Source organism: Bacillus sp. NEAU-Y102 (genome assembly GCF_054788175.1).
Genome location: NZ_JBTWFK010000012.1, coordinates 166,283 through 182,500 on the forward strand (window position 1 = coordinate 166,283; position 16,218 = coordinate 182,500).

Here is a 16,218-nt window from a genome sequence, read left to right on the forward strand (position 1 = left end):
TTATAAGTCCGTCATCGCTACTTATATTAATAATAATGAACATATTCTAACACGTTCTTTTTTAAATCTCAATAGAGGAACGTGTCTATCTATGATAGAGTCTCGCCTATTTTTTCATTATTTATTCCGTAATTTTGTTTAATATGCTTAATTGCTTCACGCTTAATTAATGGAGCGAGTTCATTGTTTTGCACGTATTCCCAAACTACATCTGGATTTGTTTTTGCATATTCACGAAGGACCCAGCCAATCGCTTTTTGAATGAAAAATTCTTTTGAAGAATGTAGTTGCCCAATAATCCAGAAAAGAAGTTCTTCATCCATCTTTTGTTTATATTTCAGTTGGAATAAAATAGCGGCACGTTGTAACCATATGTTATCTGATGCAATCCATTTTGGAATATACGCAGAAATTAATTCTGGGTGTTTAAAAAAGATAGTACCTAAGAATGTAGGGACGATGCTATCGACAGAGTCCCACCAAGATTTTGTGACAATAAGTTCTTCTAAGAAGGGGATATGAGTTTCGTTTATATGCTTTTTATATTTTTGCATGATATCAAGTGCGGCCGCTTGGAATTCACGTTCTGGTAAGTCCCAAAGCTCGCGTACAATAATTTGGAAGTCTTTTTTATCTGGGAGAGTATGTATTTGAATGACGTCTTTTAATAATTGGCGCCTTTCCGGTGTTTGAATACCTAGAAATGGGAAGTGATTTTTCATATAACGAGTCATAGGTTCTGCTTTTTCAGGATTTTGATGAGCTGTAAAATGCTCTTGTAATGCTTTTACAAATGGATGCATACGTGTTTCTCCTCTCTTATTCTCTTTCTTCTCTTATTATACAAAGAGTTTGGATAAATTTTAAAACATAACTTGCAATGTAATGAAATATGTTGAAAGTAGAGAGGAGAGGATAAGATGGAGGATCAAGGCGTACTAGCAGGTTTCTTTGCTCTTAGTTTTGCGTTTATTCTTGTTGTATTGATTTGGGCAATTATTGCGTATTTATTAACGGCTTTTGCACTGTATACGATGGCGAAAAATGATGGTGCAACGGATGGTGCTCTTGCGTTTATTCCTTTTTTAAATAGTAAGATATGGGGTGATTTAGCAAAAGACAAATTACCGGATTTCTTAAAAGAAGAAGCGGGATGGAAAGTATTCGGCATATATGTCGCATGTTTCATTTTTAACTTCGTACCAATTCTATATTTATTAGCAACAGCTGTATCGATTGTGCTGTCTATTTATCTTATCTACGCAATTTTAGATAGATACGGAACGAATTCTATATTGTTTACGATTATTCATACAATCACATTTTCGGTTTTCTTACCGATTCATTTATTTATTATTCGAAATGAACCGGTGAGATATAAAGAGTAGATTTTTCGTTTCTGTTGATAAGTCGATATATTTTAGATATAAGTAAAAAAGCGCCCTGATTATCAGGGTGCTTTTTCTACTACATAAGGTAGCGTAAATAAATATAAATGTGAGAAATGATTAATGAAACGATCATAATTGGGAAACCGACTTTTAGGAATTCCATGTAACTAAATTTATGTCCTTCGCGGCTCGCGATACCTGCAACGATTACGTTAGCAGAAGCTCCGATTAATGTTCCGTTTCCGCCGAGACAAGCACCTAGTGCTAATGCCCACCATAATACATCGATTTGTGTGTCAGATGGTGATAAGCCTAGCCCAACTGCCATATCGTTAATAAGTGGAATCATTGTTGCGACAAATGGGATGTTATCAATTGTTGCAGAGGCGATACCAGATACCCATAAAATAAGGATGGATGCGTAAGAAATATCTCCGCCTGTTATACCAATTACTTTTTGAGCTAACATTTTGATAAGACCGATATCGATAAGTCCTCCAACAAGTACGAATAGCCCTGCGAAGAAGAAGATTGTTACCCACTCTACGCTTGCAAATACTTCTTCAATTTCATGCTCTTTCACACCAATTAACATAAGTACAGTAGCACCAGTTAAGGCAATGATAGCCGCATCAATATGGAAAATAGAATGAGTCATGAAACCTACAATTGTAAGTCCAAGTACCGTTAAAGATTTTTTCATTAATACTGGATCTTTAATGTATTGTTTTTCATCTAAGCTCATTAATTTTTTGACTTGTACAGGATCGGCAATTAATTGTTTGCGGTACATGAAGTAAAGTATTGTTGCTGTAACTCCAATAATAATAATTACGATTGGTGCTAGATTCAATAGGAAAGCATTGAAGTCTAAATGTTTATTGGCAGAACCAATCATAATGTTAGGTGGATCACCAATTAATGTTGCCGTTCCCCCAATGTTTGAAAAAATAATTTCAGAAAGTAAATAAGGAACAGGATTTACTTGCAGTATGCGCGTAATAGATAAAGTAACTGGAACAACAAGAAGTACAGTTGTAACGTTATCTAAAAATGCGGAGCCAAGCGCAGTAAGTAGGGAAAGGGAAATTAAAATTTTAATTGGATTTCCTTGTGCCCTTTTTGCTGCTTTAATGGCAACGTATTGGAAAACACCTGATTTACTCGTAATGTTCACCAAAATCATCATACCGATGAGTAGCGTAATCGTTCCCCATTCAATATGTTTCGTAAAGGCGTTATGTAAATCGACGACCCCCACAATTACCATGAGTGCTGCACCAAGAAGTGCGATGACAGCGCGATTAATTTTTTCAGAAATAATAATGGCATATGTAATTAAAAAGACTGCGATAGCAAAATAATACTGCCAGTTAGCGAGTTCTTGCGTTGTTTCGTGCAAAAATCTCATCTCCTTTCATTCATTTTTCTTAGTGTGTCAAATATTAACTAGATGAAACACACATAACGTCATTATAAAGTAGAAAAACTGCGGATGTAAATGAAAGGAGGGATTTTGTCATATTTTCTGCATAGGTCATTTTTTCTTATTTTTTAAAATATTTGTGGGCATTTGACATATATATAAGATACATCCAATCTGAATATTTAAAATGGAATTAGCATTCGAGCTTGTTCGTGTAGGAGTGTCAAATAGAAAGGAATGACAAAAATGATAAGGAAGGGATCGTATGGATGAACAACGATTTTTATTTTTAGACTTTGAGTTTACGATGCCCCAGCATAGAAAAAAACCGAAAGGATTTTTTCCGGAAATTATTGAGGTAGGACTCGTTTCAGTTGCTGGCTGTAAGGTGGAAGATACGTATTCATCACATGTCAGGCCGAAAACATTTCCCTCCTTAACGGATCGATGTAAGAAGTTTTTAGGAATAAAACAAGAAGTCGTGGATAAAGGGATTTCATTTCCTGAACTCGTTAAGAAGCTTGCAGAATACGAAACGAAATGTAAACCGACAATTGTAACGTGGGGAAATATGGATATGAAAGTGCTGAAGCATAATTGTGAAATGGCAGGGATAGCTTTTCCATTCTTCGGGCAGTGTCGTGATTTATCGCTTGAGTATAAGAAGTTTTTTGGGGAAAGAAATCAAACAGGATTATGGAAAGCAATTGAGGCGTACGGAAAAGTAGGGACAGGGAAGCATCATTGTGCGCTTGATGATGCGATGACGACGTACAATATTTTTAAACTAGTAGAAAAAGATAAAGAGTATTTAGTAAAACCAGCACCACCAACATTAGGAGAACTCGTTGATTTTTCAAAAGTGTTAAAGAAAGTGAGCACACAGTAACGACCAAATTGCACATTATGTAATTTGGTCGTTTTGTTTTTTTAGAGTTTGTAGTCCTTCTTTAACTGTTCTAATGTTTCTAGACTACGCTCTGCAAAAGGTGAATCATCTTCAGAAAATGAATTCATTTGAGTTTCTAATGCTAATTTTAGTGACTCGGTATAATCAGGAATTTCTCCTTCATATTTCTTTACCATTTGCTGTGGAATGTTCGTTTGCTCACGAAAAGCTAAAGCGCGTCTTTCATGGAAAAATGGTACGTCAGCTTGTTTTACGTTATGTAAGTCACCTTGCACCGGATGTTTTAAAACAGCTAATACTTTTACGACATAACTACCAGGACGGCTATTTGTAATTTCGCCGATGTATTTTCCTGTTTTATAAATACCAGTAACGATTTCACCAATTTCAAATGTTTCTCTCATATTTTTCACCTCAAGTTTATAGTAAGGAAAGTAGGAGGAGGAGTCAAAGAAATCATTCACTTTCGGAACGCCCCTTGAGAATATGAACTGGTTCAACTATAATTTAAAGATATATAACAGAAAATTCTGATGTTTTTTTGAATCCTATAATTAAGGAGTGTTCGTTATGATGCCTTTATATTTTCCGGAAGATAAAACAGAATATATTATTCCAGGGATTGTGTGCGTTCTATTTATTATCGGTGCTATTGCCACGTGGCGCATGTTTATTCGTATATCAAAAAGAGAAGCAGAGCGATTACAGAAAGTTGAAGAAAAACTATTAGCTGAAAAGAAACAGTAACGCATTTTTGTATGTTTCCCTCTATGCTCGGACAATCTAAGGGCAGAATATATTTTGGAGGGAATGGAATGAAGAAACGGCTTTTTTTCAGTTGTTGTTTATTATTTCTGATGGCAGGTTGTGACCAAGGAAAGCCGAAAGAAATTGAAGTGAAATTACATAATGCTTCAGGAGATGAAGTAGGGACTGCGAAAGTAGTTCAGCAAACAAGTGGAGTGAAAATTACGATTAAAGGGGAAGGTTTCACGCCAGGACCACACGGACTACATGTACATGAAATCGGAGAGTGTAAGGCACCTCGTTTTGAATCATCCGGGAATCATTTTAATCCTGATGATAAAAAACATGGTCTTCTTAATCCGAAGGGTGCAGAAAACGGTGATTTACCGAACGTAATTGCAGACGGTTCTGGAAAGATCAAGGCAGAAATCGACGCGCCGCACATAACGCTTGAAGAAGGTAAAACAACGATTCATAGAAAAGATGGAGCGTCTATTATTATTACAGAAAACGCTGATGATGGTATGACACAACCGACAGGTAAATCAGGTGATCGAATTGCTTGTGGTGTCATTGTAAAAAAAGCATCGGATATGAAGAAAAAGTAAAAGCTACCGTGCATGGTAGCTTTTTTTGTGAAACGTAATTGAAAAGATATGGATAAAGGAGGTTGTCCTAAAATGATTTATGACAGTCTCTTTTCTTATTATGAAAACGTATGACGCAGTCTGTTCAAAATTTCTTCTAAAACAGATCGTGGACAGCCGATGTTAATTCGAATATGTTCTTCCCCACCTAACCCGTATTTCTCACCAGGTTCAACGATGATTTTTCCTTTTTCCTCAAGTAATGCAGTACGCTCGTTTTGAGAAAGCTTTAGACGAGAACAATCAATCCATAATAAAAAGCTACCTTCTGGCTTCGTTACGGAAAGAGCAGGTATGTGAGTTTTGATATATTCATAAGCAAATTGAGCATTATCTTCTATATATAATCGAATTTCGTTTAGCCAATCATTACATTCTGTATAGGCACTTTGCATCGCTGTGTAGGCGAAGATATTTAACCCGTGGAAGCCTTGTCTATATTGGATAGCTGTAAAGGCGTGACGGAGTTTTTCGTTTGGAATGATAATAATCGACGCTTGTAATCCAGCGATATTAAATGTTTTACTTGGAGCCATACAAGTGATAGTGCGTTCTGCTAATTCTTCAGATAAGGAAGCGAACGGTGTATGTGTATGGTCTGCATAAATGATATCGGAATGAATTTCATCCGCGACAACGATTACGTTATATTTAGTACATAACGATCCGAGCTGCACAAGTTCCTCTTTCGTCCAAACGCGTCCGATTGGATTATGAGGGCTACAAAGAAGCATGAGTTTGACGCCTTGCTGAAACTGCTTTTCTAAATGCTCGAAGTCTATCACATATGTATCATTTTGTTTCTGTAATGGACTCACGCATAACTGCCTATTATTTGTTGTGACCATTTCGAAAAATGGAGGATAAATAGGTGGTTGTACGAGAACGGATTCGTTTTCTTTTGTAAAAGCCTGTATGCTCGTACTAAGAGCTGGAACGATCCCTGCACTAAAGACGATCCATTCTTTTTGAATGTCCCAGTCGTATTGTTGTTTTGTCCAGTTACAAATAATATCCCCAATATTTTCAGGGGGAAGTGTGTAGCCAAAAATCGGATGTTCGATCCGTTGTTTTAAGGCAGTTTGAATTGGTTTTGGTACTTCAAAATCCATATCAGCAATCCAAGCATGGATAAGTTCTTCGTTTTTATATGTATCCCATTTTATACTATGCGTTCCACGTCGATTGATTGCTTTATGAAATAGTTGCATAAGTTTGCCCCCTTCTTCTGTAAAACCAATAAGTTACGAAAGTTCTCTCTCTTCTTATAGAATAGCTGATGTGATAGGATAAAGAAAAGTATTAAAAAGTGAAAAGGCGGGAAGCGAATGGGTACATATGAAAAGATGATAGAGGTTGTGAAGAATTGGGATCCGTTTCAAATGGGACCGGAGTTTTATGAAACAGAAGCGAGCGATGTTGTGAACGTCATAAGTGTGTTTGATGATCCAAAATACATCGCAAAGAAGATTCAACATATATACTTTATGTCTTTTGAGGAAGTACCTGCGCTTGAAAAATGTGAGAAGTTAGCTGTGGAATTACTTGTAATAAAAGAAGGCGGAAGTTGTTCATTATAGGCTGTCGGAATTTCCGACAGCCTTTTTTATATTATCCCGCTATTTGCTTGGTAGTAAGACCCCACCTCAAAATTCAGCGGAAGCAAAGAAGTTAGGTGGGGACTGATTAAAGTTTCACTTTATTGCGCAGAAAAAGCGATAATTTCTTCATAAACATGTTTAGGCTTTTCTTCAGGTAGTAAATGTCCTGTATTTTCGTAAGAAATAAATTTTGAATTCGGTAAATCTTTGTGTAGACGATGACCTATATGTACAGGGACGACGCGGTCTTTTTCACCCCAAATGAGCAAGATAGGTGTTTCGATTTTTTGTAATTCAGTTGAAGATAAGTCACCTTCACGGTCTCGTATCATGCGAGTTAAAGCGGGAAATATACGGTCGTCATAAAAAGGAGCGGAGTAACCTTTTTTCATTTCATCGTCAATTAATGAGTGATCATGAACGACATTCATTAAGTTATGAACAATACCGCGTCTAATAATCCAGTTCTTTACGTATAAATGAAAGAACGGTAAATAAGAAGAGTATAGTAAAGGTAAGGTTGCGCGTGCTAAATAGCTAGAGCTGCATAGTAAAATCGTTTTTGAAATGAGTTCAGGACGTATACGGTTTACATAGAGAGAAATTTGCCCACCCATAGAGTGCCCAACTAATACAATGTTTGAGAGAGATAAATGTTCAATTAAATCAATAATAATCGTTGCTAAATTGTGATAAGAATACTTAAACAGATGAGACTTATCACTTTTTCCGAACGGTGGTAAATCAAGAGCAATCACTGTTCCTGCTTTCGATAGTAAGGGAATGAGACGACGGTAACTAAATGAGGAAGATAAAAAGCCGTGAACGAGTACGAAAGTAGGACGTTCTGTTTTGTTATCGTGTTCATACAATTCGTAATGAATAGTAGTGCCGCGAGTGGAAAAAGTGAAATAAGGACAAGTATATTCGTGATTCATTTTTTGTCACTCCATTGATTTTTGTTCATATCATCTCCAAGGAAGAAGAAAATATGTTAACAAAAAAAGGCAAGATGACGATGTCATCTTGCCTTTCGTTTATTCAGTATTACCCGCGAACAATATTAGGCGGTGTTTTTCCTTGTAATCCTGCAACTAAATTTTCAGCGGCGGTCATAGCCATTTGCTGCCTAGTTTTTAATGTTGCAGATCCGATGTGTGGTAAAGTCACAACATTTTGTAATGATAAGAGTGGATTATCTTTTTGAATCGGCTCTTGTGTAAATGTATCGATACCTGCTGCAAAGATTTTCTTTTCTGTTAAAGCATGGATTAACGCTTCTTCATCTACTGTTTTCCCGCGAGAAGCATTAATGAAGATTGCTGTTTCTTTCATTAATGAAAATTCCTTTTCTCCGATAAGGTGATATGTTTCATCTGTTAATGGAGTAAGAAGAACAATAAAGTCAGACTGCTCCAGTAGCGTCTGTAAATCACAATATGTAGCATCGAATTTTTGTTCAGCTTCTTCTTTACGACGGCGGTTATAGTAAAGAACATTCATATCAAATCCGAATTTTGCTCGTTTTGCAACGGCTTCTCCAATTCGGCCCATACCGATAATACCAATTGTGCTATGGTGTACATCTAGTCCGAAGTGTTCTTTTCCAATTTCAGCGTTCCATTCACCATTTTTCACATAAGAATCGAGTTCGCAAACACGGCGCCCAGCAGATAACATAAGGGCGAAAACGAGATCAGCTACTGTATCATCTAATACGTATGGTGTATTCGTTCCGATAACATTTCGGTTTTTCATCGCTTGTAAATCAAAATTATCGTAACCGACAGAAATGTTGCTCACTACTTTTAAGTTAGGAGCCACTGTCAGTAATTCTTCATTAATAGCAGATCCGAAATTTAATAACCCATCTTTATCTTGTATTTTTTCTAATAGAACATCACGGGGTACTTTCTCATTTTGATCCCATTTTTCATAATCACAGTGTTCTGATAAATAGTTTTCTACAAATGTTGGAACTGGTTCAGCAATATAAACTTTTGGTTTCACGATTCCATCCCCTTTCGCTTTATCACGCATTTTTCCACTGATTAAAGTTTCACTTTACCCCGCATTAACGGACAGTAAGTCTCCCACCTCAAAAAGCAGCTCAAGCAAAGAGGTTAGGTGGGAGAGCAACTGTCCGTAAAAGCCCGATTGGTGTGGGCTGATAATCAGTGGGGTGAAGCATTTCGCTGATTAAAGTTTCACTTTATTTTGACATAATTCAATAGAAAAATCTTCTTTTCAAACTGGAAAGGGTATTTGTATAATTTAAACACAAACGAAAAGGAAGGATGATTTATATGGTGACAGAAAAAGAATTAGAATTATTAGCTTGTCTTGAAAAGAGTAGTCGATTATCTGTAGATACATTAGCGAAGCTGTTAAATATAGAGGTAGAAGAAGTAAAGAAGATGGTTGCGAGGTTAGAAAATGAAAAGATTATTGTGGATTATGTAACACATATTGATTGGACGAAGGTGAAAGAACATACAGGTTTAACGGCAATGATCGATGTGAAAGTTACGCCAAAGCATGGCGTTGGGTTTGATGCGGTTGCTGAACAAATTTATCGTTATTCAGAAGTGAAATCCGTTTATTTAATGTCAGGGACATATGATCTTTCTATTACATTAGAAGGGAAAACGATGGGAGAAGTAGCGATGTTTGTTTCTGAGAAATTAGCAACAATTGAATCTGTTGTTTCTACAACTACTCATTTCATTTTGAAGAAGTATAAACATGAGGGCGTTATTTATGAAAAAGACGATGATGATAAGCGAATTGTGGTGACACCATGAAGCAATTTGAACTATCTAGATCAGCAGAATCTTTAAAACCATCTGGTATTCGAAAATTTTTTGATTTAGCAGCAAATATGAAAGGTGTTATTTCCCTCGGGGTAGGAGAGCCGGATTTTGTTACACCTTGGAATGTAAGGCAAGCATGTATTCGTTCTTTGGAACAAGGGTATACGTCATATACAGCAAATGCAGGATTATTGGAGCTCCGTCAAGAAATAGCAAAGTATCTAAAAAAACAATTTGCAGTATCTTATGATCCAAGTGATGAAATCATTGTTACAGTTGGAGCGAGCCAGGCGTTAGATGTAGCGATGCGCGCCATTATAAATCCTGATGATGAAGTGCTCATTATTGAACCGAGCTTCGTTTCTTATGCACCACTTGTGACATTAGCTGGAGGAGTTCCGGTTCCTGTGGCGACTACGTTAGAAAACGAGTTTAAAGTACAACCAGAACAAATTGAAGCAGCTATTACAGCGAAAACAAAGGCAATTTTGCTTTGTTCACCAAATAACCCGACAGGTGCAATGCTAAATAAATCCGAGCTTGAAGAAATAGCAGTGATTGTTGAGAAGTACAATCTAATCGTATTATCTGATGAAATTTATGCAGAACTTGTATACGACGAAGTATATACAAGTTTCGCGAGTATTAAAAATATGCGTGAGCATACGATTTTAATTTCAGGATTTTCAAAAGGATTTGCGATGACAGGATGGCGCCTCGGTATGATTGCAGCTCCTGTTCAATTTTCAGAATTAATGCTCAAAATCCATCAGTATTCAATGATGTGTGCACCGACGATGTCTCAGTTTGCAGCACTTGAGGCGTTACGCGCAGGGAACGATGAAGTAATTCGAATGAGAGATAGCTATAAGAAGCGTCGTAACTTCATGACGACATCTTTCAATGAAATGGGCTTAACGTGTCATGTGCCGGGCGGAGCATTTTATGTTTTTCCTGCTATATCTTCAACCGGATTATCTTCAGCGGAATTTGCAGAACAGTTATTGTTGGAAGAAAAAGTGGCCGTTGTCCCTGGTAGCGTATTTGGCGAAAGTGGTGAAGGATTTATTCGTTGTTCATATGCAACGTCGCTTGAACAACTTATGGAAGCGATGAAGAGAATGGAACGGTTTGTAGAAAATAAAAAAAGGACAAAACGTAATACGTTTTGTCCATAAAAGGGGGGGAATACTAGAAAGCCATGTGTTAGTAGTCTATCCCAATATTGGAGAATTATACTTCTTTAAGGGAAATTTTTCATGAATTTTGAATGAGTTCTGTCATAGTGGTATAATTTACTAATATAAGGTATACGCATTCTAGATAACGTTATCTAGAATGCGTACTAACCAATCGGATATTTAAAATAAATATATCTGCTTTGCTCTTTATAATTGTAGAGAGAATGGTAAACGTATGGGAGTGTTTCATATGTCAGAACAATATACAACAGGAGTGGTTGTAACAGGGAAAGTGACTGGAATTCAAGATTACGGTGCATTTGTAGCGTTAGATGCAGAAACACAAGGACTTGTGCATATATCTGAAATTACAAATGGATATGTAAAGGATATTCATGACTTTTTAAAAGTCGGCGATACAGTAGAAGTAAAGGTACTTTCAATTGATGAAGAGCACAGAAAAATGAGTTTATCGTTAAAAGCGGCGAAAAGAAAACAAGGAAGGATTCTTATACCGAACCCATCTGAAAACGGATTTAATACGCTGCGAGAAAAGTTGGCAGAATGGATTGAAGAGTCCGAGTTAACAAAGTAAAAGAGGAACGCATATGAGCGTTCCTCTTTTACTTTATCTTATGATATATATTTGCAAATATGATTGCATGCAATCATATTCGTATGTCGGAGGTGAAAGGACATACTGACTATCGAATTTCGTTTGTTTCTGGGTGTGTACCAAGATTTTCAGATGGTTTAAACAGTAAACCAAGATTGATAAGCCCAGATATACCAACGATGCCGTAAATAATACGTGCAAGAGCTGAATTTTGTCCACCGAAAATGGCTGCTACTAAGTCAAACTGGAAAAATCCGATTAGTCCCCAGTTCACAGCGCCAATTACAGTAAAGACTAATGCGATACGTTGCAAAGTACTCATGAAAAAGCCCCCCTTAATTGTGAAGCATGAGCAAGCGATGAGTTAATTAACTCTTTTATAGAATGGGGTAGTTATGTTGTTTTTATACATAAAAAATGTTCGAAAGATGATGTATATACATCTATACCGAAAAATACGAATTTTTATGCAAAAAATGAACTTTTTCTAAAAAATATATATTGGTTACGTTTACAATGGTTGAATCGCTTGATTTACAACTTCAGTTTCGCTAAAGTGAATACAGAAATACATATCCATAATTGGAGGGAAAAAGATGAGTACACATGTAACGTTCGACTATTCTAAAGCGTTATCCTTCATCGGTGAACATGAAATCACTTATTTACGTGATGCAGTGAAAGTAACACATCACGCAATCCACGAAAAAACTGGAGCTGGGAACGATTTCCTTGGGTGGGTAGACCTTCCGCTTCAATATGACAAAGAGGAATTCGCTCGCATTCAAAAATGCGCAGAAAAAATTAAAAATGACTCTGACATTTTACTTGTTGTAGGTATTGGTGGTTCTTACTTAGGGGCACGCGCAGCAATCGAAATGTTAAACCATTCTTTCTACAACACGCTTTCTAAAGAACAACGTAAAACTCCACAAGTGCTATTTGTTGGACAAAACATTAGCTCCACTTACATGAAAGATTTAATGGACGTATTAGAAGGTAAAGACTTCTCTATTAACGTTATTTCCAAATCAGGTACAACAACAGAGCCAGCACTAGCATTCCGTATCTTCCGTAAGTTATTAGAAGAAAAGTATGGAAAAGAAGAAGCTCGCAAACGTATTTATGCAACTACAGATAAAGCACGTGGTGCATTAAAAACATTAGCTGATAACGAAGGTTACGAAACATTTGTTATTCCAGATGATGTTGGAGGACGTTTCTCTGTATTAACGCCAGTTGGTTTATTACCAATCGCAGTAAGTGGCTTAAATATTGAAGAGATGATGAAAGGTGCAGCTGCTGGTCATGATGACTTCGGAACATCAGAACTAGAAGAAAACCCAGCTTACCAATATGCAGTAGTTCGTAACGCTTTATACAATAAAGGAAAAACAATTGAAATGCTTGTTAACTATGAGCCAGCACTTCAATACTTCGCTGAGTGGTGGAAACAGTTATTTGGTGAAAGTGAAGGAAAAGATCAAAAAGGTATTTTCCCATCTTCAGCAAACTTCTCAACTGACTTACACTCATTAGGTCAATACGTTCAAGAAGGTCGTCGTGACTTATTTGAAACAGTTCTTAAAGTAGGTAAATCTACACATGAACTAACAATCGAATCAGAAGAAAACGATTTAGACGGATTAAATTACCTTGCTGGTGAAACTGTAGACTTTGTAAACACAAAAGCATACGAAGGTACATTACTTGCACATAGCGACGGGGGAGTACCAAACTTAATCGTCAATATTCCTGAATTAAATGAGTACACATTCGGTTACCTTGTATACTTCTTCGAAAAAGCATGTGCGATGAGCGGCTACTTATTAGGGGTAAATCCATTTGACCAACCTGGCGTAGAAGCATACAAGAAGAACATGTTTGCTTTACTTGGTAAACCAGGATTTGAAGAATTAAAAGCAGAATTAGAAGAGCGTTTAAAATAATAAAAAGCGACCGGATTCCGGTCGCTTTTTATTATTTTATCGAAAAGTCCATCAGTATATTCAAGCTAGAGTGGGTATGCTAAAGGAAAAGTCTTGGAGGGATGGACTTGATTCCAATTCAATCAAATTTAGAAGGACGTACATATGCGCTATTTAAGTTAGAAGAGATTATGAAACCACTTGGATATAGCATTGGTGGTAATTGGGATTATGATAAAGGATGCTTCGATTACAAAATCGATGAAGAAGATGGGTATCAATTTTTACGAGTGCCGTTTACAGCAGTAGATGGTGAACTGGATGTACCTGGTGTAGTAGTCCGTCTTGAAACGCCGTATATTCTTTCGCACGTATATCAAGACGAACTAGATGATAATGTGAATACTTTAACCGCTGGAACGAGTGGGATGGATCAATTTGCTGAACCGAAAGATCCAGATGGAGATGTAAAAAGAAAATATATCAATATTGGGAAAGTGCTCATGCAAGAACTAGAGCGTCATTTTATTAATGGTGAATAACAATGAGTATGTCGCTTTCGATAAGAATGAAGGTATGGACTGGATTAATCATATATTGATCATCACGCTTTATACCTAGTAAGAGAATGTTTTGTTTTAGAAGGGTATAGCTACAATTTGCAAAGGTTTGTCCGGTGCAGGACGGAGAAAGCTCCATCAGTTGTAATTTGTTATCAGAGATTTCATCGTAAAGTGAGAATAGTACACCTGAAATAGAAGGGAATAAAAGAGAAGCGGTAAATACATAACTCGTTAATTTATTTCCTTCTATAATTTCTGACGCGCCCGCTCTCGTTGCATTTTGAATTTGTTCAGTAGTAAGTAGTTCGGCGATGCAGTGAATGTTTGGATTGAGTCCTTTCGCAGTTAAAATATTTAAAATGGACTGTGTATCTGCTAAGCTTTCGTTCTTTTCTTTATCCGCTGTTATTAATATGGTGTGTGCCGTTGCAATATTAGCCTTTAATAAAGTTTGATCGTGATGCGGACAACCTTTTATAAATTCTAAATGATGAAAGGGTTTTGGGAGTAAAGAAAGTGTTTCATCAATTAAAACGATATCAAGGTTTGGTTGTAGTACATGCATTTGCTTTACAACATGTTTTGTACGCTCATTCCAGCCAACGATAATCATATGACCGTTAGAGGTAGCGGCTTCTTCACCTTTAACTTTCATGTATTGTTTACTAATCATCTCAGTAGCGAATAGAACCATATAATAAGAACAAAAGCCAGTTCCTAATAAAATAATACTTATACCTATTAGTTTTCCTATCGTTGTATGGGGAGCAAAGTCGCCATATCCAACTGTAAAAATGGTAACAATTGACCACCAAATTCCGTCAAACCATGTAGTGAAATGAGAGGGTTCTAATCTATGTATAAGAAAACCAGAAAAAGCAGTGAGTACAATAATAAAACAAATTAAACGAAAAATAATGGAATCACGAAATGTATCTACTAAATTCGGACGGGATTTCAATAGTAAATTCCTCCTTGTTTTGCAGGACTACATTCATTGTTACCATTATAGAAAAAAGAAAAACTCTCTAATTAAAGAGAGTTTATTTTATGCTACATACTTTCCACTTCAGTTTGTTGGACACTTTCAAGATGCTGGAGAGTATAATAAACATCAGCGGTATGTCTTTTTTGATCAATGGACAGTTTAAGATGTAAATAGTGAGAACCGTTTTCTAACGTTTTAAGCTTCATATTTTTAACGTTTATATCCATTTCTTTTATCTCCTCGATTACAACCGGGATATTGTCCATATTTCGCACAACAAGTTTCACTGCAATATCACGTTGACGAAATGATCTAGGACCTACAAACTTCATTGTCAATGGTATAAGTTCGACACTAATCATAAGAAAACACATTCCGAAAATTGCCTCGATATAGAAACCAGCTCCAACGGCAATACCAATACCAGAAGCACCCCAAATCATAGCGGCAGTCGTGAGTCCTGCAATGCTATCGTTGCCTCTTCTTAAAATTACGCCAGCACCTAAAAAACCAATTCCTGATACAATTTGAGCGGCAAGTCGAAGTGGATCCATATTCATATGATCGGTATGTGGTAAGTTATAAGCTGCTTTAATAGAAACAATTGTTAGGAGGCAACTAATAATAGAAATAACTAAACACGTTTTTAAACCAAGTGGTTTCCGTTTTAATTCGCGTTCTAAACCAATGGCAAATCCTAAAATAGCCGAGAGACCTAGTTTGATTAATAAATCGGTATAGTCCATATATATTCCTCCTTGTATGATATGGTATATGAATAAAACGCTTATTATAGAAAGAAACGTTTTTTGATAGAGTAACTTTATATAAAATATATGTAGGAATTAATCATACATGAAAGAGATATTTCGTTTAAGTATATGATATTAAAAAAGAAATGTGGGCAGTTTTTAAAAAAGTTTATAAAAGGTGTTGCATTTCATTTTTCACCATGATATATTAATAACCGTCGCTGATGCGGAAACGCAGAAAACGACAAAAAAGAAATTGAAAAACTTAGTTGACATCGAAAAACGAAGATGTTAACATAAGGAAGTCGCAAACGAGCGACCAAGTAGTTCTTTGAAAACTGAACGAAACAAACAACGTGAAACGTCAATTTTTATTTTTAGATGCTAGACAAACTAACTTTATTGGAGAGTTTGATCCTGGCTCAGGATGAACGCTGGCGGCGTGCCTAATACATGCAAGTCGAGCGAATGGATTGAGAGCTTGCTCTCAAGAAGTTAGCGGCGGACGGGTGAGTAACACGTGGGTAACCTGCCCATAAGACTGGGATAACTCCGGGAAACCGGGGCTAATACCGGATAACATTTTGAACTGCATGGTTCGAAATTGAAAGGCGGCTTCGGCTGTCACTTATGGATGGACCCGCGTCGCATTAGC

Annotated in this window: 19 protein-coding genes and 1 rRNA gene (1 of these 20 running past the window's edge); 11 read left to right on the forward strand and 9 right to left on the reverse strand. The window is 36.6% G+C overall.

Annotated features, from left to right (window positions below):
• Positions 1-89: 89 nt before the first annotated feature.
• Positions 90-803, reverse strand: a complete 714-nt coding sequence (locus ACYFX0_RS25640) for a DNA alkylation repair protein (protein WP_106082559.1) — start codon at positions 801-803, stop codon at positions 90-92.
• Positions 804-920: 117 nt separating this feature from the next.
• Between ACYFX0_RS25640 and ACYFX0_RS25645 the strand changes: the two genes are divergently transcribed.
• The gene (locus tag ACYFX0_RS25645) at positions 921-1,388 is read left to right on the forward strand and encodes a hypothetical protein (RefSeq protein ID WP_000390065.1); all 468 of its coding nucleotides are present in this window, start codon (positions 921-923) and stop codon (positions 1,386-1,388) included.
• 79 nt (positions 1,389-1,467) lie between these two features.
• Here ACYFX0_RS25645 and ACYFX0_RS25650 read toward each other — a convergent pair whose 3' ends face one another.
• On the reverse strand, positions 1,468-2,793 hold the full coding sequence (locus ACYFX0_RS25650) for an ArsB/NhaD family transporter (RefSeq protein ID WP_460272007.1): 1,326 nt from the start codon (positions 2,791-2,793) through the stop codon (positions 1,468-1,470).
• Positions 2,794-3,082: 289 nt separating this feature from the next.
• Here ACYFX0_RS25650 and kapD point away from each other — a divergent pair, with 289 nt between their 5' ends.
• Positions 3,083-3,706, forward strand: a complete 624-nt coding sequence (gene kapD / locus ACYFX0_RS25655) for a 3'-5' exonuclease KapD (protein WP_000344356.1) — start codon at positions 3,083-3,085, stop codon at positions 3,704-3,706.
• Positions 3,707-3,747: 41 nt separating this feature from the next.
• Here the strand turns inward: kapD and kapB are convergent, their stop codons facing one another.
• Positions 3,748-4,131, reverse strand: a complete 384-nt coding sequence (kapB, locus tag ACYFX0_RS25660; protein ID WP_001209326.1) for a kinase-associated lipoprotein KapB — start codon at positions 4,129-4,131, stop codon at positions 3,748-3,750.
• A gap of 166 nt (positions 4,132-4,297) precedes the next feature.
• Between kapB and ACYFX0_RS25665 the strand changes: the two genes are divergently transcribed.
• Positions 4,298-4,474, forward strand: a complete 177-nt coding sequence (locus ACYFX0_RS25665) for a hypothetical protein (RefSeq protein WP_000982756.1) — start codon at positions 4,298-4,300, stop codon at positions 4,472-4,474.
• Between the two features lie 68 nt (positions 4,475-4,542).
• Positions 4,543-5,082 carry a superoxide dismutase [Cu-Zn] gene (gene sodC, locus ACYFX0_RS25670; protein WP_000746518.1) on the forward strand — a complete coding sequence of 180 codons (540 nt, stop codon included), beginning with the start codon at positions 4,543-4,545 and terminating at the stop codon, positions 5,080-5,082.
• A gap of 98 nt (positions 5,083-5,180) precedes the next feature.
• On the opposite strand, the gene ACYFX0_RS25675 is transcribed toward sodC, so the two are convergent.
• The gene (locus ACYFX0_RS25675; protein WP_001175811.1) at positions 5,181-6,332 is read right to left on the reverse strand and encodes a MalY/PatB family protein; all 1,152 of its coding nucleotides are present in this window, start codon (positions 6,330-6,332) and stop codon (positions 5,181-5,183) included.
• Between the two features lie 117 nt (positions 6,333-6,449).
• On the opposite strand from ACYFX0_RS25675, the gene ACYFX0_RS25680 reads away from it, so the two are divergent.
• Entirely contained in the window at positions 6,450-6,701 is a 252-nt protein-coding gene (locus ACYFX0_RS25680; protein ID WP_000537641.1) for a YugE family protein, read from the forward strand.
• A gap of 119 nt (positions 6,702-6,820) precedes the next feature.
• On the opposite strand, the gene ACYFX0_RS25685 is transcribed toward ACYFX0_RS25680, so the two are convergent.
• Both ACYFX0_RS25685 and ACYFX0_RS25690 read right to left on the reverse strand, forming a co-directional pair.
• A complete protein-coding gene (locus ACYFX0_RS25685) occupies positions 6,821-7,660 on the reverse strand; it encodes an alpha/beta fold hydrolase (RefSeq protein WP_001015202.1) in 840 nt (279 codons plus the stop codon).
• Between the two features lie 109 nt (positions 7,661-7,769).
• Positions 7,770-8,762 carry a 2-hydroxyacid dehydrogenase gene (locus ACYFX0_RS25690; protein ID WP_001205003.1) on the reverse strand — a complete coding sequence of 331 codons (993 nt, stop codon included), beginning with the start codon at positions 8,760-8,762 and terminating at the stop codon, positions 7,770-7,772.
• A gap of 266 nt (positions 8,763-9,028) precedes the next feature.
• Between ACYFX0_RS25690 and ACYFX0_RS25695 the strand changes: the two genes are divergently transcribed.
• The 3 genes from ACYFX0_RS25695 to yugI all read left to right on the forward strand — a co-directional run bounded on the left by ACYFX0_RS25695 (position 9,029) and on the right by yugI (position 11,311).
• Entirely contained in the window at positions 9,029-9,526 is a 498-nt protein-coding gene (locus tag ACYFX0_RS25695; RefSeq protein WP_000255696.1) for an Lrp/AsnC family transcriptional regulator, read from the forward strand.
• Positions 9,523-10,713 (forward strand): aminotransferase, encoded by a 1,191-nt coding sequence (locus ACYFX0_RS25700; protein WP_000808529.1) that lies wholly within the window; start codon positions 9,523-9,525, stop codon positions 10,711-10,713. The genes ACYFX0_RS25695 and ACYFX0_RS25700 overlap by 4 nt, the downstream gene beginning before the upstream one ends.
• 253 nt (positions 10,714-10,966) lie before the next feature.
• The gene (gene yugI, locus ACYFX0_RS25705) at positions 10,967-11,311 is read left to right on the forward strand and encodes a S1 domain-containing post-transcriptional regulator GSP13 (RefSeq protein ID WP_000003764.1); all 345 of its coding nucleotides are present in this window, start codon (positions 10,967-10,969) and stop codon (positions 11,309-11,311) included.
• Positions 11,312-11,420: 109 nt separating this feature from the next.
• Here the strand turns inward: yugI and ACYFX0_RS25710 are convergent, their stop codons facing one another.
• The gene (locus ACYFX0_RS25710; RefSeq protein ID WP_000105788.1) at positions 11,421-11,654 is read right to left on the reverse strand and encodes a DUF378 domain-containing protein; all 234 of its coding nucleotides are present in this window, start codon (positions 11,652-11,654) and stop codon (positions 11,421-11,423) included.
• Between the two features lie 274 nt (positions 11,655-11,928).
• On the opposite strand from ACYFX0_RS25710, the gene ACYFX0_RS25715 reads away from it, so the two are divergent.
• Together ACYFX0_RS25715 and ACYFX0_RS25720 are read left to right on the forward strand one after the other, a co-directional pair.
• Positions 11,929-13,281 carry a glucose-6-phosphate isomerase gene (locus ACYFX0_RS25715; RefSeq protein ID WP_000103654.1) on the forward strand — a complete coding sequence of 451 codons (1,353 nt, stop codon included), beginning with the start codon at positions 11,929-11,931 and terminating at the stop codon, positions 13,279-13,281.
• Positions 13,282-13,388: 107 nt separating this feature from the next.
• On the forward strand, positions 13,389-13,802 hold the full coding sequence (locus tag ACYFX0_RS25720) for a YugN-like family protein (RefSeq protein ID WP_000612326.1): 414 nt from the start codon (positions 13,389-13,391) through the stop codon (positions 13,800-13,802).
• On the opposite strand, the gene ACYFX0_RS25725 is transcribed toward ACYFX0_RS25720, so the two are convergent.
• On the reverse strand, positions 13,789-14,784 hold the full coding sequence (locus ACYFX0_RS25725; protein ID WP_106082560.1) for a potassium channel family protein: 996 nt from the start codon (positions 14,782-14,784) through the stop codon (positions 13,789-13,791). The genes ACYFX0_RS25720 and ACYFX0_RS25725 overlap by 14 nt on opposite strands.
• Before the next feature lie 92 nt (positions 14,785-14,876).
• Complete coding sequence (locus tag ACYFX0_RS25730) at positions 14,877-15,557, reverse strand: MgtC/SapB family protein (protein ID WP_000386682.1); 681 nt, start codon at positions 15,555-15,557, stop codon at positions 14,877-14,879.
• A gap of 405 nt (positions 15,558-15,962) precedes the next feature.
• Here ACYFX0_RS25730 and ACYFX0_RS25735 point away from each other — a divergent pair.
• Positions 15,963-16,218, forward strand: a 16S ribosomal RNA gene (locus ACYFX0_RS25735) (it continues 1,296 nt past the right edge of the window).

Excerpts from the sequence above, each read along its gene's own strand:
- ACYFX0_RS25640 (WP_106082559.1), bottom strand. The coding sequence starts at position 803 with ATGCATCCATTTGTAAAAGCATTACAAGAGCATTTTACAGCTCATCAA.
- ACYFX0_RS25645 (WP_000390065.1), top strand. The coding sequence starts at position 921 with ATGGAGGATCAAGGCGTACTAGCAGGTTTCTTTGCTCTTAGTTTTGCG.
- kapD (WP_000344356.1), top strand. The coding sequence starts at position 3,083 with ATGGATGAACAACGATTTTTATTTTTAGACTTTGAGTTTACGATGCCC.
- kapB (WP_001209326.1), bottom strand. The coding sequence starts at position 4,131 with ATGAGAGAAACATTTGAAATTGGTGAAATCGTTACTGGTATTTATAAA.
- ACYFX0_RS25665 (WP_000982756.1), top strand. The coding sequence starts at position 4,298 with ATGATGCCTTTATATTTTCCGGAAGATAAAACAGAATATATTATTCCA.
- sodC (WP_000746518.1), top strand. The coding sequence starts at position 4,543 with ATGAAGAAACGGCTTTTTTTCAGTTGTTGTTTATTATTTCTGATGGCA.
- ACYFX0_RS25675 (WP_001175811.1), bottom strand. The coding sequence starts at position 6,332 with ATGCAACTATTTCATAAAGCAATCAATCGACGTGGAACGCATAGTATA.
- ACYFX0_RS25680 (WP_000537641.1), top strand. The coding sequence starts at position 6,450 with ATGGGTACATATGAAAAGATGATAGAGGTTGTGAAGAATTGGGATCCG.
- ACYFX0_RS25685 (WP_001015202.1), bottom strand. The coding sequence starts at position 7,660 with ATGAATCACGAATATACTTGTCCTTATTTCACTTTTTCCACTCGCGGC.
- ACYFX0_RS25690 (WP_001205003.1), bottom strand. The coding sequence starts at position 8,762 with ATGCGTGATAAAGCGAAAGGGGATGGAATCGTGAAACCAAAAGTTTAT.
- ACYFX0_RS25695 (WP_000255696.1), top strand. The coding sequence starts at position 9,029 with ATGGTGACAGAAAAAGAATTAGAATTATTAGCTTGTCTTGAAAAGAGT.
- ACYFX0_RS25700 (WP_000808529.1), top strand. The coding sequence starts at position 9,523 with ATGAAGCAATTTGAACTATCTAGATCAGCAGAATCTTTAAAACCATCT.
- yugI (WP_000003764.1), top strand. The coding sequence starts at position 10,967 with ATGTCAGAACAATATACAACAGGAGTGGTTGTAACAGGGAAAGTGACT.
- ACYFX0_RS25710 (WP_000105788.1), bottom strand. The coding sequence starts at position 11,654 with ATGAGTACTTTGCAACGTATCGCATTAGTCTTTACTGTAATTGGCGCT.
- ACYFX0_RS25715 (WP_000103654.1), top strand. The coding sequence starts at position 11,929 with ATGAGTACACATGTAACGTTCGACTATTCTAAAGCGTTATCCTTCATC.
- ACYFX0_RS25730 (WP_000386682.1), bottom strand. The coding sequence starts at position 15,557 with ATGGACTATACCGATTTATTAATCAAACTAGGTCTCTCGGCTATTTTA.